This is a genomic window from Variovorax sp. VRV01, from assembly GCF_014852545.1.
GTDB lineage: Bacteria > Pseudomonadota > Gammaproteobacteria > Burkholderiales > Burkholderiaceae_C > Variovorax > Variovorax beijingensis_A.
Window position 1 is genome coordinate 276,026 of sequence record NZ_JACVBS010000004.1, and the last position, 15,142, is coordinate 291,167.

A 15,142-nucleotide genomic window follows, 5' to 3' on the forward strand; every position below is an offset into this window, starting at 1 on the left:
TCTGCAATGTAGAGGCTGGCGAAAGCGCGTCGGCCGGGTTCATGCGATTCAGATACCGGCTTCGGCCGCGGCCCGCGCCTGCGCGCCCTGCCCGGCGCCGGCACGCAGGTACACGCCCTGCGCGAGCAGCGCCGACTGCAGCGCCCCCACGTCGACGAAGCGCGGCTCGATGCAGCCCTGCGAGGCCAGCGCCGCCGCCACGCCCGCGGCCTGGCCGGTGATCCAGCATTGCGGGATCTCGCGCATGAAGCCGTGCGAGTTGCGGTCGCACGAGATGTGGCGCCCGCAGGCCAGCAGGCCGTCGAGCTGCTGCGGCACCAGCGCGCCATAGGGAATCGAGATGTTCGGAAATTTCGGCGAGACCGCGGGCGTCACGCCCACCTCGTCGGCCAGTGCCACGCCGTCGGGCCACTGGCTGCGCAGCACCGCGCCCACGCCGGAGAGGCGCCGCGCATGGCGCACGCCGATCTGCGGCGCGCTCAGCATCAGGTAGGCCTCCTCGAAGCCGGGCGCATGCGCCTTGAAGTAGTCCAGGTGCGCGGCCATCGCGCGGTGCGAGCGCACTTCCACGGCCGTGAGGTCGTCCACGTCGAGCGCGGAGTAGCCCGACTGGCGCGGCCCCATGAACAGCGCCACGTCGTTGCGCCACGAGACGAAGGGCCGCTCGAACAGGCCGCACACTTCGCGCCCGCGCGCCATGAAGGCGCTGAAGGCCTCGGGCTGGCCGGCCTTGAACTCGATCCAGCGGTTCATGTCCACGCCGCCGAACAGCCACGAGGTGTTCATGCAGTGGTGCACGTCGGCCTCCTCGATGTCGTTCACGAAAGCCGCGCCGGCGCGCGCGAACAGGTCGCCGTCGCCGGTGGCGTCGACCACCACGTCGGCCATGATCGCCATGCGGCCTTCCTTGCTCTCGAACACCACGCCCTTCACGGCGCCGTCCTGCACGATCGGAATCGCGGCCCACGAGTGGTAGATGAGCTTGACCTTGCGCTCCAGCACGATCTCCTGCGACAGCAGCTTGAGCCGTTCCGGGTCGATGGTGGGCGACCAGGTGACCACGCCGTGGTACGCGGCCGTGCGCTGCGACCAGTGGGCGGCCTTGGCCGCGTCCTGCGAGCCCCAGTCTTCGCGCGCGGGTCCGGCAATGGCATCGGCCGGCAGGCGGTCGAACAGTTCTTCGGCAAAGCCGCGGATCACCAGCTGGCCTTCCCAGTCGGTCATGCGGTCGATCCAGATCACGAGGCCGCCGGTGGAAAGCCCGCCCAGGTGGTTGTAGCGCTCGAGCAGCGCCACGTCGGCGCCGGCGCGCGCGGCGGCCGCGGCGGCCGCGGTGCCCGAAGGCCCGCCGCCCACCACCAGCACGCCGCAGCGGTGGTAGACCGGGATGTTCTTGCCGGGCTCGGCCCAGCTGCCGTGGTCAGGCCGCTTGACGCGGCTGTCGCGATCGAAGATGTCGGAGGACAGGATGCGCTCGTCGGTGCGGACGACAGTTTTCATGGATGAATGTCTTTGATGGGCTGTTGCGTCGTATTTTGATTTCAATGTTCATTTTGTCAAACACAAAAGCCTGAAAAAGGCGTTTCTTCGGGGTATTCCCTAGTCGATATGGATTTTTATGGTTTTCTAAACCAATATAAGAAGAACATTCCAACGGAGACATTGATGAAGAAACCCTGCGGCACCCGCCGCGCATTCGGCGCGGCGCTCGGCGCGGCGGCCCTCCTGGGCGTGGCGCCCCTGGCGCTCGCGCAAGACTTTCCCGTGCGCGGCGGCAAGCCGATACGCATCGTGGTGGGCTTCACAGCCGGCGGCGGCACCGATGCGCAGGCGCGCATCGTGGCGCAGAAGCTCGGCGAGGTGCTGGGCACCGGCGTGATCGTCGACAACAAGCCCGGCGCCAGCACCATGCTGGCCGCGAGCGAGGTGGCGCGCGCCCTGCCCGACGGCTACACCCTGCTCTACGCGCCTTCGTCGACCATGGCGCAGAACCCGCACACCTTCTCGCAGGTGCCCTACGACCCGTTCAAGGACTTCACCGCCATCTCGATGGGCGGCCGCGGGCCGCTCGTGCTGTCGGTGAGCACCACCGTGCCGGCTCGCAACGTGAAGGAACTCATCGCTTACGTGAAGGCGAATCCCGGCAAGGTGAGCTATGCATCGTTCGGCGCGGGCACCTCGTCGCACATCTACGGCGAGGCCTTCGTGAAGAAGGCCGGCCTCGACGCGGTGCACATTCCCTACAAGGGCGGCTCGGATGCGGCCAAGGACCTGATCGGCGGCCGCGTGCAGTACATGTTCGATTCGGCCTCCTCGGCCATCATCACCTCGGGCACCGGCAAGGTGAAGATCCTGGCAATTGCCGCGAACGAGCGCATCGCCGCGCTGCCCGAGGTCCCGACCTTCGCCGAGCAGGGCCTCGCAGGCCTCGACCTGCCGAGCTGGCTCGGCTTCTACGGGCCGGCCCACATGCCCGCGCCGGTGGTCGCCAGGCTCAACGCGGCGCTCACGCAGGTGCTGGCGATGCCGCAGGTGCGCGAGTTCTATCGCAGCGGCGGCTATGAAGCCGGGGCCAGCACGCCCGAGGAGTTTGCCGGCGTCACGCGCTCGACCTACGAGCGCTGGGGCGCGATGGTGCAGCAGGTCGGGTTGGCGAAGCAATGAAGGCCGGGCCACCTTCCTCCATCGGCCGCCGGCGCGTTGCCGCGTGGCTCGGGTTCGCACTGGGCGCGGCCGCGCTGCCGTGCGGCGCGCTCGCGGCCGAGCCCGCGCCCTTCCCCGAGAAGGGCCGCAGCATCCGCATCGTGCTCGGCCTGGCGGCGGGCGGCGCCTCGGATGCGCAGGCGCGCTTCGTCGCCAACAAGCTCGGCGAAGTGCTGCAGACGCCCGTGATCGTGGAGAACCGGCCGGGCGCGAGCTTCATCCTTGCCACCGAGGAAGTGATTCGCGCCGCACCCGACGGCTACACGATGATGTACGCGCCCTCTTCGGTGGTGGCGCAGAACCCGCAGACGCTGGCGCAGGTGCGCTACGACCCGTTCAAGGACCTCACGCCGATCTCGCTCGGCGCGCGCGGGCCGCTGGTTCTCACGGTGCATGCGAGCGTGCCCGCGCGCACGGTGCACGAGCTGGTAGCCTACATCAAGGCCAACCCCGGCAAGATGAGCTATGCCTCCTTCGGCACCGGCACCTCGTCGCACATCTACGGCGAGGCCTTCGCCAAGCAGGCCGGGCTGGACGTGGTGCACGTGCCCTACAAGGGCGGCGCCGATGCCGCGAAGGACTTTCTCGCGGGCCGCGTGCAGTACTACTTCGACGCCGCGCCCAACGCCATCCAGAACACCGCCACCGGCAAGGTCCGCATGCTGGCAGTGGCGGCGCCGAAGCGCAGCGCGATGCTGCCTGACGTGCCCACGATGACCGAGCAAGGCGTGAGCGGGGTCGACATGCCGAGCTGGCTCGGCTTCTTCGGTCCGGCGCGCATGCCGGCGCCGGTGGTCGCCCGGCTCAACGGCGCGCTCGCGCAGGTGCTGGCGATGCCCGCCACGCGCGACTTCTTCCGCCAGGGCGCCTACGAGGCCGAGTCGTCGAGCCCCGCGCAACTGGCCGAACTCACGCGTACGACCTACGACCAGTGGGGCGACACGATCCGCAGGCTGGGCCTGGTGAAGCAATAGCGAGGCGCCGGGCTCGCGCTTAAAGAGATATTAAAAACTCTGGGGCATCATTCGCACTGCGTCCCGCGCGCCACACCCCACGCCACCCCCATGCACCTGCTCCTGGTCGAAGACGATGCCATGCTGGGCGAGGCGGTGTGCGACGGCGCGCGCCAGGGCGGCTGGACCATCGACCATGTCTGCGACGCGCCCGCGGCCCGGCTCGCGCTGATCGACCATGCCTATGCCGCCGTGCTGCTCGACATCGGGCTGCCCGGCGAGTCGGGGCTTTCGGTGCTGCGCGCGATGCGCGGCCGCTACGACCCGACGCCCGTGCTGATGCTGACCGCGCGCGGCCAGCTCAGCGAGCGCATCCACGGGCTCGACGCGGGCGCCGACGACTACATCGTCAAGCCCTTCCAGTTCGACGAGCTCTGGGCGCGCGTGCGCTCGGTCATCCGCCGCAGCCAAGGCCGCGTGGTCCCGGTGTTCTCGCACGGCGACATCGAGGTCGACCGCAGCCGCCGCGTGGTGTCGAAGGCCGGGGTCGAGGTGACGCTGAGCGCGCACGAATACCGTACGCTGCTGGCACTGCTCGAGCGGCCCGGCCACGTCGTCACGCGCGACCATCTGCAGGACGCCGTCTACGGCAACGCGAGCGCGGTCGAGAGCAACACCATCGCCGTCTTCATCCACCAGCTGCGCCGCAAGCTCGGCGACGACCTGATCCGGACCGTGCACGGGCACGGCTACGTGGTGGGCCAGCCGCGTCCATGAGGCTGAACTCGCTGCAGGCGCGGATGATCATGGTGATCGCCGCGACCATCGCGCTGTGCTGGGCGGTGGCGCTCACGGTGCTGTTCGTCTACCTCACGCACAACAGGAACAGCATCTGGGACGACAAGCTCCAGACCGTCGCCACGCGCATCCTGCTGACCATTCCCGGCGAAGACAAGCTCAAGGGGCTGCGGCCGCGCGCCAACGGCCTTCAGCTGCGCGACGAGGCGCTGCCCGAGAGCGAGGCGTTCGCGTTCCAGATCTGGCTCGACGGCGACCGCCTGCTCGTGCGCTCGCCCGGCGCGCCCGAGACCCCGCTGCGGCCGGGCTTCGCCGGAGGCGCGGCCACCAGCGTGATCGCGGGCGCGCGATGGCGTGTCTACTCCGCCTCGGACAAGACTGGCCGCGTGCATGTGCAGGTGGGCAATCTGCACAGCGTGGTCGACGCCGAACTGCGCGGGGACGCGATGACCGCGCTGGTCATCAACACGCTCTTGCTGCTGCTGGTGGGCGCGCTGATGTGGTTTGTGGTGCGCCGTTCGCTGAAGCCGGTGCTGGCGCTGGGCGAGCAGATGCGCCAGCGGCGCAGCTTCGACCTCACGCCGCTCTCTCCGGCGCCGCTGCCGCGCGAACTGCATCCGCTGGTCGCGTCGTTCAACCATGCGCTGCGGCAGCTCGACGAGGCGGTCGAGGGCGAGCGCCGCTTCATCGGCGATGCGGCGCACGAGCTGCGAACGCCGCTCTCGGCGCTGCAGGCGCAGGCCCAGATCGCGCTGCGCGCACCCACCGCGGCCGAGAAGGACGTCGCACTCGCCAAGCTGCTCGCCGTGGCCGAGCGCAGCACGCGCCTGTCGGAGCAGTTGCTCGACCTGGCGCGCCTCAATGCGGGCGCCAACGCGCCGCAGCATGCGCCGGCCGACCTGGGCGCACTCGTGATGCACGTGGCGAACGAGTTCGACGTGCATGCGCTCCAGCACGCGCGCACCATCCTGCTCGACGCGCGGCCGTGCACCATTCGCTGCGACATTGACGAGATCGGCATCCTGTTGCGCAACCTGGTCGACAACGCGCTGCGCTACACGCCCAAGGGCGGCCGCGTGCGCGTGAGCTGCGGCCACGCGGCGGGCACCGAACCCGACGAGGCCCGGCGCGTCTACCTCGAGGTGGCCGACGACGGCCCGGGCGTGCCGGACGCGGAGCGCGCCGCGATCTTCAAGCGCTTTCATCGCGTGGCCGGCACGCCGTCGCGCGGCAGCGGCATCGGGTTGTCGCTGGTGGCGGGCATCGCCGAGGTGCATCGCGCAACCATCGAGACCGGCGCCGGACTCGACGGCCGCGGCCTCGGCATCCGCGTGCTGTTTCCGGCGTTGGGCTCCGCCGAGACTCCCGCGCTTCAGAATCTGTAGAGGTAGCCGACGCGCACGCCGGTCTGGCTCGACCGGCCGACCAGCGGGCTGTTCTTGATGCCGCTGCCGAGGCGGGTGCCGCTGAGGTCCAGGAACAGGGTCTGCTTGGGCGCCACGGCGTAGTCCACGCGCAGGCCCAGTTCGACGTTCGCGGCGGCGTCGCCGTCGTAGCGGGCGCGGTCCGGGCGGGATTCCGCTGCGCGCACGCCGTAGTAGTAGTCGACGTACTTGCGGTCGACCCAATGCACGGCGAGCCGTGGCGTGAAGCTGAAGGCACCCGAGGTGAAGCGGCGGTCGACCTGCAGCTTGAACCTGGTGCCCTTGCTGTGCCCGGAAGCGTCGGCCAGCAGCTCGGCCGACAGGTTGGCGAACTCGTTGCGCCAGATCGCGGCGCCCCCGAGCCAGATGCTGGCCTTGCGTTCCTCCATGCCGGCCAGGTAGGGGGAGTCTTCGGCCTCGTAGCCGTCCGACGCGTAGCGCGCACGCAGCCGGAACGACACCGGACCCGCGGAAGGGAGCTTCAGGTCGAGGCTCGGGCCCGCAACGCTGACCCACCGGTTCTCGTAGGTGACCATCGGAATGGCGATCGTCTTGTCGTCGAATTCGCGGTAGGGCTTGCGGTCCATGCCCGCAGCGATACCGAGACCCCACTGGGAGCCCCCGGCCTGGAACTTCTCTTCGTCAGACTGCGCCCAGGCGAGTGGCATGCAGGTGGCGGAGATGGCGGCCGCGGCGATTGCCGCGAAGGCCGGGCGGCCATGGAAACGGGGGCCTCGGGCGGCAAGGCGGGTTGGCTTCTTCATCAGGATCCTCAGGGTGGAGAGTCGAAGGTTCGAAGCGGCATCGCCGCCTCGCCGCCGGATGCTGACCCTGAGGCTTTAATAACTCTTTAGGCTTTTTAAGATTCGATGAATGGCCCGGCGCTCAGCCCAGGAAGCGCAGCAGCAGCCGGTTGAATTCATCGGCGCGCTCGTACTGCGCCCAATGCCCTGCCCCGTCGATCACCACGCCTTCGCGCTGCGGATGGCCGGCCGTGAGCTGCGCCACCAGCGGCCGCGGATCGGCGGTGACGTCGTACTCGCCCCAGAGCAGCAGCTGCGGCCCGCCGAGCGTGTCGAGCGTGGCCTGCAGGCCGCCCGCCTGCGACACGTCCTTGCTGCGAAAACGCGTGCCGTGGCAGGAGATGTCGTGGATCTCGAACGCCACCGGGTCGATCGCGGCCTTGTCGTGCAGCATCAGCGCGGCCAGGTTGTGCAGCAGCGCGGCGCGTTCCTGCGCGCGGTCGGGGGCGGCGCGCCAGTTGATCATCTCCACCGCCATGCGCCGCATCGTGCCGTGGCCCCCGCTGCCCACAAGCGCGAGGCGCCGGATGGCACCGCGCCGCACCGCGAAGCGCGCCGCGGTGAGCCCGCCGAAGGAGAAGCCGCTCAGGTCGATGGGCGTGCCCGCGCCGATCAGCTGGTCGAGCGATCCGCCCAGCGCATCGAGCAACGGGCCGAGCGGGTCCTCGCCGGGCGCTGCGCGCGGCGGCGCGTCGGAATCGTTGAAGCCGGGCATGTCGGGCAGCCAAAGCGTGCGCCCGGCCGAAAGCGCCTCGACGTTGCGCAACCAGTGCATCCAGCTGCCGTGGCCGCCGTGCAGCAGCACCAGCGGCGCGTGGGTGTTGTCATCGCCGAAGCGGCGCCAGCAGACGCGAACGCCGCCGTGCACCACGTCATGGCGCGTACCGCTCGCGGCGATGCGTTCGATCTGCAGGCGGGCTTCGGTATTGAAATCTGAATCAGGAATGGAAGGCATCGCCCGATTCTGCCAACGCGCAGCCTTTTCAGCTGGCGCCGGCGCCGAAGCGGTAGCTCGACACCACGAGGCCGCCCATGAAGGCCTCTTCGTGATAGACGCGTTCGCCGGGCTCCTGCTCGGCCGCGCCGACTGCCACCATCAGCGGGATCAGGTGCTCCTCGCGCGGATGCGCCATGCGCGCCGACGGTGCGGCGGCCCAGTCCTGCAGCCGCTGCACGCGCTCCTGCGGTGCCGACTGCACTGCCGTGTGGTCGAGCCAGTCGCCGAAGGCCTTGGAAACGCCGTGTGCCTGCGGGCCGAAGTTGCGCAGGTTGTGGTAGCTCAGGCCGCTGCCCACGATGAGCACGTTCTCGTCGCGCAAGGGCGCGAGCGCGCGGCCGAGTGCCAGGTGCTCCGCCGGATCGAGCCCGCGACGCAGCGACAACTGCACTACCGGCACGCCGGCATCGGGGTACATCGCCTTCATGGGCGAGAACATGCCGTGGTCGAAGCCGCGCTCGGGGTCGATGGCCGCCGGCAGCCCGGCCGCCTCGAGCAGCGACTGCACACGCCGCGCAAGCTCGGGCGAACCCGGTGCGTCGTAGCGCACTTCATAAGTGTGGGCGGGAAAGCCGCCGTAGTCGTAGATCATGGGCGGCCGGCGGTTGCCCTGCACCGTGAAGACCGGCGCCTCCCAATGGGCCGACACCATCAGGATGGCGTCCGGCGTGCGGCCGATCTGGCGCGGCATATCGGCCAGCGCCGCGGCCAGCTGGTCATAGACACCGCCCATCTCCTTCTTCATCCAGGGCCAGGGGCCTCCGCCATGCGAGATGAAGTACGTGGGCAGGCGCGAGGGGGTGTTGTCGTGGGTCAAGCCGATGCTCCTTGAAGGCGTTGCACCGACTGTAGACATTTCCCACGGGGAAATCGACAGGCTACGATGCATCGATTCATTTCCTCAGAGGAAACCATCCATGGACCGTCTGACCAGCCTGCGCGTGTTTCGGGAGGTCGTCGAATCGGGCAGCTTCGTGGCCGCGGCCGAGCGGCTGTCGATGTCGCCGCCGATGGCCAGCAAGCATGTGGCGCAGCTCGAGAAATCCCTGGGCGCGCGGCTTTTGCACCGCTCGAGCCGCCACCTGAGCCTGACCGAGGCCGGCACCGCCTGGTACGAGCAGAGCCGGCGCGCACTCGACCTGCTCGATGCCGCCGAGGCCGCCATCGGCCAGACAAGCGAGGCGCCGCGCGGCCAGCTCAAGGTGAGCGCGCCGGTGTGGTGTGCCACGCCGCGCTTCGCGCGCGTGCTGGCCGACTACCGCGAGCGCTTTCCGGAAGTGCTGGTCGACATCCACCTGGAGAACCGCAAGGTCGATCTCGCGGCCGATGGCTACGACCTCGCGTTGCGCGCCACCCAGGAGCCCTCCCCGGCGCTGATCGCGCGGCCGCTGTGCCGCGTGCCCTTCCACCTGGCAGGCACGCCCGCCTACCTGCGCCGCATGGGCGGCAACCCCACGCTGCCGGCCGACGTGGACCGGCTCGGCGCCATCGTGCCGAGCTACGTGAACCTCGACAACCTCTCGCTCAAGGGGCCGGGCGGGCGGATGTTTGCGCTGCGGCTCACGCCGGCGCTGCGCTCGGACGACACCACGCTCACCTTGCATGCGGTGCGCGCGGACATGGGCATTGCCTTCCTGCCCGAATGGCTGGTCGACGACGACCTGGCCACGGGCCGGCTGGTGCGGCTTTTGCCCGACCACGCCTCGCCGCCGGTCACGCTGTTTGCCGTGTACACCAGCCGCCAGTACATGGCGCCCAAGCTGCGCAGCTTCATCGACTTTCTCGGCGAACGACTGGGCGGCCAACCGCCCGCGGCGGCAAAACGCACCCTTTCGGGGCAAGGACATGCCACCCCGGGCTAAAGTCGCGGCTTCCCCTGGAGACCGCACGCCTTGTTCCGTTTCTTCGAAAAACTGCTCCATCCCTATCCCGCGGCCGAACCGTCGCCTCCCCCGACGGGCTTCTTCGCGTTCCTGTGGGCCTGCACCCAGGGCCTGCGCCTCAAGATGGCCGTCATGGCGGCGCTCACCGCGGCCATCTCGGGCTTCGAGGCGCTGCTGTTCGCGATCCTCGGGCGCATCGTCGACTGGCTCGGCGGCCAGGTGCCGTCGCGGCTGTGGGCCGAGCGTGGCGACACGCTGGCGTGGCTGGCCGCGCTGCTGGTGATCAGCATCGGCGTGGTCGCGCTGCAGACCATCGTCAAGCACCAGACGCTGGCGGTGAACCTGCCGATGCGCCTGCGCTGGAACTTCCACCGGGTGATGCTGGGCCAGAGCATGGCCTTCTACCAGGACGAATTCGCGGGCCGCATCACGGCCAAGGTGATGCAGACCGCACTGGCGGTGCGCGACACCCTGTTCGTGCTGGCCGACGTGGTGGTGGCGATGGGCGTGTACGTGGTGACCATCATCGTGCTCGTGACCGTGCTCGACGTGCAGCTGGTGCTGCCCTTCATCGTCTGGCTGGTGCTCTATGCGGGTGCGCTGATGTACTTCGTGCCGCGGCTGGGCAAGGTGGGCAAGGCGCAGGCCGACGCGCGCGCGCTCATGACCGGGCGCGTGACCGACGCCTACACCAACATCGCCACCGTCAAGCTGTTCTCGCACACGCAGCGCGAGGCCGGCTTCGCGCGCGAGGCGATGCGCGAGTTCATGCACACGGGCTACGGCCAGATGCGGCTGGTGAGCGCCTTCGAGATCGTCAACCACACGCTCAGCATGGGCCTGACCGCCGGCATGGCCGGCACCGCGCTGTGGCTCTGGTCGAACGGCACGGTGGGCGTAGGCGCGGTGGCCGCAGCCACCGCGATGGCGCTGCGCCTGCAGGGCATGTCGCACTGGATCATGTGGGAGATGACCAGCCTGTTCGAGAACATCGGCACCGTGCAGGACGGCATGAAGACGCTGTCGCGCCCGCGCACCGTGCTCGACGCGCCCGAGGCCGGCGTGCTCGAGGTGCCGCGCGGCGAGGTGCGCTTCGAGCATGCGAGCTTCCGCTATGCGGATGCGGGCCGCCGCGTCATCGACGACCTGAACCTGGTGGTGCGGCCCGGCGAAAAGATCGGCCTGGTCGGCCGCTCGGGCGCGGGCAAGTCGACGCTGGTCAACCTGCTGCTGCGCTTCCATGACCTGGAGAGCGGCCGCATCCTGATCGACGGGCGCGACATCGCGCACGTGACGCAGGATTCGCTGCGCAGCCACATCGGCATGGTCACGCAGGACACCTCGCTCATGCACCGCTCGGTGGCCGACAACATCGCCTACGGCCGGCCCGATGCCACGCCGGCCCAGATCGAAGCGGCCGCCCGGCGCGCCGAAGCGCACGACTTCATCCAGACGCTGGGCGACGCCAGCGGCCGGCAGGGCTATGAGGCGCACGTGGGCGAGCGCGGCGTGAAGCTCTCGGGCGGCCAGCGCCAGCGCGTGGCCATTGCGCGCGTGATGCTCAAGGACGCGCCGATCCTGCTGCTCGACGAGGCCACCAGCGCGCTCGACTCCGAGGTGGAGGCCGCCATCCAGCAGAGCCTCTACCGGCTGATGGAAGGCAAGACCGTGATCGCGATCGCGCACCGGCTGTCGACCATCGCGGCGATGGACCGGCTCATCGTGCTCGACGAAGGCCGCGTGGTGGAGGAAGGCGACCACCGCACGCTGATGGCGCAAGGCGGACTCTATGCACGGCTGTGGGCGCACCAGAGCGGCGGTTTCCTGGGCGACGATCTCGACGAGGAAGAAGAAGCCCTGCGGGCCTGAGTGCCTGAGCCCATGCCGGCGATTTGTCAGCAAGAGTTACAGCCGTGCGGGGCGGGCGCCCGGACGGTCTTCGCGAGTCCTACAGCACAGGCCGCCACCCGCCGACAGCAACCGGACACCCCGGGCGCGATGCTGAAGCTGTCGTCAACAACGAGGAGTCCTCGCGTGAATTCCATCATTTACATCGTCGGTCTGGTCGTCGTGGTCGTAGCCGTGCTTTCGTTCTTCGGCCTGCGCTGAAACCGGGCACGCGTTTTCGACTCGCCTGCTGAACAACAACGGGGCCGTTCGCGCGGCCCCGTTTCTCATGGGTCACCCAAAGCGCGCCGGGCATAATTCGCGCGCCCCGGCACTTGCGGGGCACCACTTGCTGCGAAGGGACCCTGTTGACCAACACCGCGTTGCGCGAACCTGCCTTTCCGGACGCGGTCGTCACCGAAGCGATCCGATGGACCGAGGAGAAAGGTCCGCTCGACGACGCAGAGGTCCTGCGCGCGGCCCTCGCCCGCGCTTGCGGCGCGCCGGCACGCATCACCGTACGCGCGCTCCTGCTCGGTGAACGCATCGGCCTGCAATCCGAGCTGGCACGCGCCAGCCAATGGGCGCCATGGGTGCTGCTCGGGCTGGTGGCGCTCATCGTCATGGCCGGCCTGGGCCTCGCGGGCAACGTGGTCGGCGGCGGCGAACGGCACATCAACGTGATCGTCGCGCTCGCGAGCCTGCTCGGCCTGCATGCGCTCACGCTGCTGCTCTGGCTGGCCGGCCTGTGGCTGCCGCTCGGCGCGTTCAACACGAGCTCGCTGGGATGGATCTGGCTGTCGCTCACCGCGCGCGTGGCCGGCGGCAAGCGCGGCCAGGCGCCGGTGCTGGTACGGGCCGCCACCGGGCTGCTCGCGCGCGCCAGGCTGCTGCCCTGGGCGCTGGGGCTGGTGAGCCACGGCATCTGGTCACTCTCGTTCGCCGTGGTGCTGGCCGCGCTGCTGTTCGCGCTGGCGTTCCGCAGCTACACGCTGAGCTGGGAGACGACGATCCTCGACCCGGCCTTCTTCGTGCACGCCGTGCAGGTGCTGGGCTGGGCGCCGTCGCAGATCGGCTTTCCGGTTCCCGACGCCGCGACCGTGCTCTCTGCTTCTCCCGGCGCCGCGGGCCAGCGCACGTGGGCGCTGTGGCTGACCGGCTGCATCGTGGTGTACGGGCTGCTGCCGCGCCTGGCGCTGGTGCTGCTGAGCGCGGCGGTGTGGCAGCGGCGCCGCGCCGCGCTGCGGCCCGACTGGAGCGATCCTTACTACCGCAGGCTCGCGGCGCGCTTCGCTGCGCTCGCGCCGCCCGCCATCGTCGATGCCGATCCGGGGCGTGCGCCGGGCTCGGCGCCCGCGGGCCTTGCGCCTTCGGATCTGCGCGATAGCCTGTTCGTCATCGGCTTCGAGCTGCCTGCGGATACGCCGTGGCCGCCCGAGGGCCTGCCCGCCATCACCCCGGCCCAGGTGCAGCGCATCGACGGCAGCGCCCCCGCGCGCCGCGCGCTGCTCGACCAGTTGGCGCAGGCCCGTCCGCGTGCCGTGCTGCTGGCGTGCCACGCCGCATCGAGCCCCGACCGGGGCACCGAACGCTTCCTGCGCGAAGTGCTGGCCCATTGCGGCGAATGCCGGCTCTGGCTGGCACCGGCCGCCAGGGACATGCCCGGCGCGAACGCATCGCAGCGCTGGATCGACTGGTTGCAGGGCACCGGCTTGCCGCGCGTCGCGGCCACGCCCCGGCTCGAAGACGCATTGCAAGGCCTCGGCACCACCCCATGACGCAGCAGCATCAAGCCATCCGCATCGCCGTGGTCGGCCACACCAACGCGGGCAAGACCTCGCTGCTGCGCACGCTGACGCGGCGCGCCAATTTCGGCGAGGTGTCGCAGCGCCCCGGCACCACGCGCCATGTCGAATCGGTCGATCTCGAGGTGAACGGCCAGGCCGCCGTGCGCTTCTTCGACACGCCGGGCCTCGAGGACGCAGTGGCGCTGCGCGAGCACCTGGCCGGCTTCGATGCGCAGGCCACGCCGCCCGAGCGCATCCGCCAGTTTCTGCAGGGCCCCGAAGCGCATGGCGTGTTCGAGCAGGAAGCCAAGGTGCTGCGCACCATGCAGGGCATCGATGCGGCCTTCCTCGTGATCGACGTGCGCGAACCGGTGCTGCCCAAGTTCCGCGACGAGATCGAGTTGCTCAACTCCTGCGCCCGGCCCGTGCTGCCGGTGCTCAACTTCGTGCGCGATGCGGCCAGCCGCGAGCCCGACTGGAAGGAACTGCTCTCGGCCTATGGCCTGCACGTGCAGGTGCGCTTCGACGCCGCCGCGCCCTTCGTGGGAGCCGAGCGCGAGCTCTACGGCGACCTGTCGACCTTGCTGCGTGACCGCCGCGAGCAGCTGCGCGCGGTGGTGGATTCGCTCGCCGCCGAAGCCGCGGAGCGCCGCGGCGCGGCCTGCGCGCGCATCGCGGAACTGCTGGTCGATGCCGCCGCGCTGCGCCGCACGGTGCCGGCCGAGGAGTTCGCCGACACGGCGCGCCGCAAAGCCTTCGTCGCGGCCTTGCGGAAGGACGTGTTCGACAAGGCGCAGCGCTGCACCGACGACCTGCTCGCGCTCTACGGCTTCCGCCAGGACGATGCGGGCGAGGCGCCGCTGCCGCTCATCGAAGGCCGCTGGACGCTGGACTTCTTCAGCCCCGAAGCCCTGAAGGACGCGGGCCTGCGGCTCGGCAAGGGCGCGGCCATCGGCGCGGCCGTGGGCGTGGTGGCGGACCTGGCCGTAGCCGGCATTTCGCTCGGCACGGGCGCGGCGCTGGGCGGCGCCATCGGCGGCGCGGTGTCGCAGGGCTGGGGCCCGTTCGGCCGCAAGCTGGCGAACCGGCTGCGCAACGTGCACGAGCTCACGGTCGAGGACGGCGTGCTGTTTGCGCTGGTGGCCTGGCAGCTGAAGCTCACGCGCGCACTGGAGCAGCGCGGGCATGCGGCCACGGGGCGCATCGCGGCCGAAACGAGCGCGACGCAGGACGCGCCGACGCGCGCCACGGCCGCCGCCGTGCGCGCGGCGCGGCCTGCACGCAGCCATCCCGAATGGGTATCGGCGGGCCTGGCCTCGCGCGGCTTCTGGCGCCCGGCACCGCAGCGCGATGCGCTCGCGGCCGATCTCGCGCGCACGCTGCTGCAAGCGTTCGAGCCCTGAGCGCCGGCTCCTGCCTTCGCTTGCAGGCGGAGGCGCCGGATTCCTACGTGCTGACGCTGCCGTGCGCCCCACGCTTTGTTCGAAGACATCGACGGCACGCGGGGTGCCGTTCGTTTTTTTGTCTTCCCCGAAAAGGAGCATCCATGGCCGTCGAATGCAAACTGCTCGCCACCCCCTTGATCGGGCGCGTGTGGCAAGGCCGCACCCCCATTGCGCGCGCCGACGAATACCTGCGCTACAGCTTCGAGCATGGCATCCAGGAGATCGCCAAGAAACCGGAATGCCTGGGCGTGCAGTACTTTCGCAAGCTGAACGGCGAGACCGCCGAATTCAGGACCGTCTCCTACTGGCAATCGATCGAGCACATGCACGCGATGCACGCGCAACGCGGCGATCCGCTGCGCGTGGCGCCGCTCGCACGCGATTCCGAGTTCCTGCTCGAGCTGCCGGAATTCGTGGACATCGTCGAGGTGCACGTCAACTCGTTCGGCACCGGCAGGTAGC

Annotated in this window: 13 protein-coding genes; 9 read left to right on the forward strand and 4 right to left on the reverse strand. The window is 69.9% G+C overall.

Annotated features, from left to right (window positions below; translation table 11 throughout):
- Window positions 1-48 precede the first annotated feature (48 nt).
- On the reverse strand, window positions 49-1,500 hold the full coding sequence (locus tag IB278_RS09590; protein WP_145744807.1) for an FAD-dependent oxidoreductase: 1,452 nt from the start codon (window positions 1,498-1,500) through the stop codon (window positions 49-51).
- A 165-nt stretch (window positions 1,501-1,665) separates the two neighbouring features.
- On the opposite strand from IB278_RS09590, the gene IB278_RS09595 reads away from it, so the two are divergent.
- The 4 genes from IB278_RS09595 to IB278_RS09610 all read left to right on the forward strand — a co-directional run bounded on the left by IB278_RS09595 (window position 1,666) and on the right by IB278_RS09610 (window position 5,839).
- Window positions 1,666-2,664 (forward strand): Bug family tripartite tricarboxylate transporter substrate binding protein, encoded by a 999-nt coding sequence (locus IB278_RS09595; RefSeq protein WP_145744806.1) that lies wholly within the window; start codon window positions 1,666-1,668, stop codon window positions 2,662-2,664.
- A complete protein-coding gene (locus IB278_RS09600; protein ID WP_192323291.1) occupies window positions 2,661-3,677 on the forward strand; it encodes a Bug family tripartite tricarboxylate transporter substrate binding protein in 1,017 nt (338 codons plus the stop codon). The genes IB278_RS09595 and IB278_RS09600 overlap by 4 nt, the downstream gene beginning before the upstream one ends.
- A gap of 90 nt (window positions 3,678-3,767) precedes the next feature.
- Window positions 3,768-4,433: a response regulator transcription factor gene (locus tag IB278_RS09605; RefSeq protein ID WP_145744802.1), complete on the forward strand. Its 666-nt coding sequence runs from the start codon at window positions 3,768-3,770 to the stop codon at window positions 4,431-4,433.
- Window positions 4,430-5,839: a sensor histidine kinase gene (locus tag IB278_RS09610; protein ID WP_192323292.1), complete on the forward strand. Its 1,410-nt coding sequence runs from the start codon at window positions 4,430-4,432 to the stop codon at window positions 5,837-5,839. Before IB278_RS09605 ends, IB278_RS09610 begins: the two co-directional genes overlap by 4 nt.
- Here the strand turns inward: IB278_RS09610 and IB278_RS09615 are convergent.
- The 3 genes from IB278_RS09615 to IB278_RS09625 form a co-directional block, all read right to left on the reverse strand.
- Window positions 5,827-6,642: a MipA/OmpV family protein gene (locus IB278_RS09615; protein WP_192323293.1), complete on the reverse strand. Its 816-nt coding sequence runs from the start codon at window positions 6,640-6,642 to the stop codon at window positions 5,827-5,829. The two genes, IB278_RS09610 and IB278_RS09615, sit on opposite strands and share 13 nt — an antisense overlap.
- A gap of 121 nt (window positions 6,643-6,763) precedes the next feature.
- On the reverse strand, window positions 6,764-7,636 hold the full coding sequence (locus IB278_RS09620) for an alpha/beta fold hydrolase (RefSeq protein WP_192323294.1): 873 nt from the start codon (window positions 7,634-7,636) through the stop codon (window positions 6,764-6,766).
- 28 nt (window positions 7,637-7,664) lie between these two features.
- Window positions 7,665-8,495 (reverse strand): DODA-type extradiol aromatic ring-opening family dioxygenase, encoded by an 831-nt coding sequence (locus IB278_RS09625; protein WP_192323295.1) that lies wholly within the window; start codon window positions 8,493-8,495, stop codon window positions 7,665-7,667.
- 100 nt (window positions 8,496-8,595) lie between these two features.
- On the opposite strand from IB278_RS09625, the gene IB278_RS09630 reads away from it, so the two are divergent.
- The 5 genes from IB278_RS09630 (at window position 8,596) to IB278_RS09650 (ending at window position 15,141) form a co-directional block, all read left to right on the forward strand.
- The gene (locus IB278_RS09630) at window positions 8,596-9,540 is read left to right on the forward strand and encodes a LysR family transcriptional regulator (RefSeq protein ID WP_192323296.1); all 945 of its coding nucleotides are present in this window, start codon (window positions 8,596-8,598) and stop codon (window positions 9,538-9,540) included.
- Between the two features lie 30 nt (window positions 9,541-9,570).
- A complete protein-coding gene (locus IB278_RS09635; RefSeq protein WP_145744791.1) occupies window positions 9,571-11,430 on the forward strand; it encodes an ABC transporter ATP-binding protein in 1,860 nt (619 codons plus the stop codon).
- A gap of 386 nt (window positions 11,431-11,816) precedes the next feature.
- Window positions 11,817-13,226, forward strand: a complete 1,410-nt coding sequence (locus tag IB278_RS09640) for a DUF2868 domain-containing protein (RefSeq protein ID WP_192323297.1) — start codon at window positions 11,817-11,819, stop codon at window positions 13,224-13,226.
- On the forward strand, window positions 13,223-14,638 hold the full coding sequence (locus IB278_RS09645; RefSeq protein WP_192323298.1) for a GTPase/DUF3482 domain-containing protein: 1,416 nt from the start codon (window positions 13,223-13,225) through the stop codon (window positions 14,636-14,638). The genes IB278_RS09640 and IB278_RS09645 overlap by 4 nt, the downstream gene beginning before the upstream one ends.
- Before the next feature lie 143 nt (window positions 14,639-14,781).
- The gene (locus IB278_RS09650; protein ID WP_145744786.1) at window positions 14,782-15,141 is read left to right on the forward strand and encodes a hypothetical protein; all 360 of its coding nucleotides are present in this window, start codon (window positions 14,782-14,784) and stop codon (window positions 15,139-15,141) included.
- Window position 15,142: the final 1 nt, after the last annotated feature.

What these genes read in the sequence shown, in the direction of transcription:
- IB278_RS09610 (WP_192323292.1), top strand. Translation starts at nt 4,430, where the DNA reads ATGAGGCTGAACTCGCTGCAGGCGCGGATGATCATGGTGATCGCCGCG.
- IB278_RS09615 (WP_192323293.1), bottom strand. Translation starts at nt 6,642, where the DNA reads ATGAAGAAGCCAACCCGCCTTGCCGCCCGAGGCCCCCGTTTCCATGGC.
- IB278_RS09600 (WP_192323291.1), top strand. Translation starts at nt 2,661, where the DNA reads ATGAAGGCCGGGCCACCTTCCTCCATCGGCCGCCGGCGCGTTGCCGCG.
- IB278_RS09620 (WP_192323294.1), bottom strand. Translation starts at nt 7,636, where the DNA reads ATGCCTTCCATTCCTGATTCAGATTTCAATACCGAAGCCCGCCTGCAG.
- IB278_RS09630 (WP_192323296.1), top strand. Translation starts at nt 8,596, where the DNA reads ATGGACCGTCTGACCAGCCTGCGCGTGTTTCGGGAGGTCGTCGAATCG.
- IB278_RS09590 (WP_145744807.1), bottom strand. Translation starts at nt 1,500, where the DNA reads ATGAAAACTGTCGTCCGCACCGACGAGCGCATCCTGTCCTCCGACATC.
- IB278_RS09605 (WP_145744802.1), top strand. Translation starts at nt 3,768, where the DNA reads ATGCACCTGCTCCTGGTCGAAGACGATGCCATGCTGGGCGAGGCGGTG.
- IB278_RS09645 (WP_192323298.1), top strand. Translation starts at nt 13,223, where the DNA reads ATGACGCAGCAGCATCAAGCCATCCGCATCGCCGTGGTCGGCCACACC.
- IB278_RS09595 (WP_145744806.1), top strand. Translation starts at nt 1,666, where the DNA reads ATGAAGAAACCCTGCGGCACCCGCCGCGCATTCGGCGCGGCGCTCGGC.
- IB278_RS09650 (WP_145744786.1), top strand. Translation starts at nt 14,782, where the DNA reads ATGGCCGTCGAATGCAAACTGCTCGCCACCCCCTTGATCGGGCGCGTG.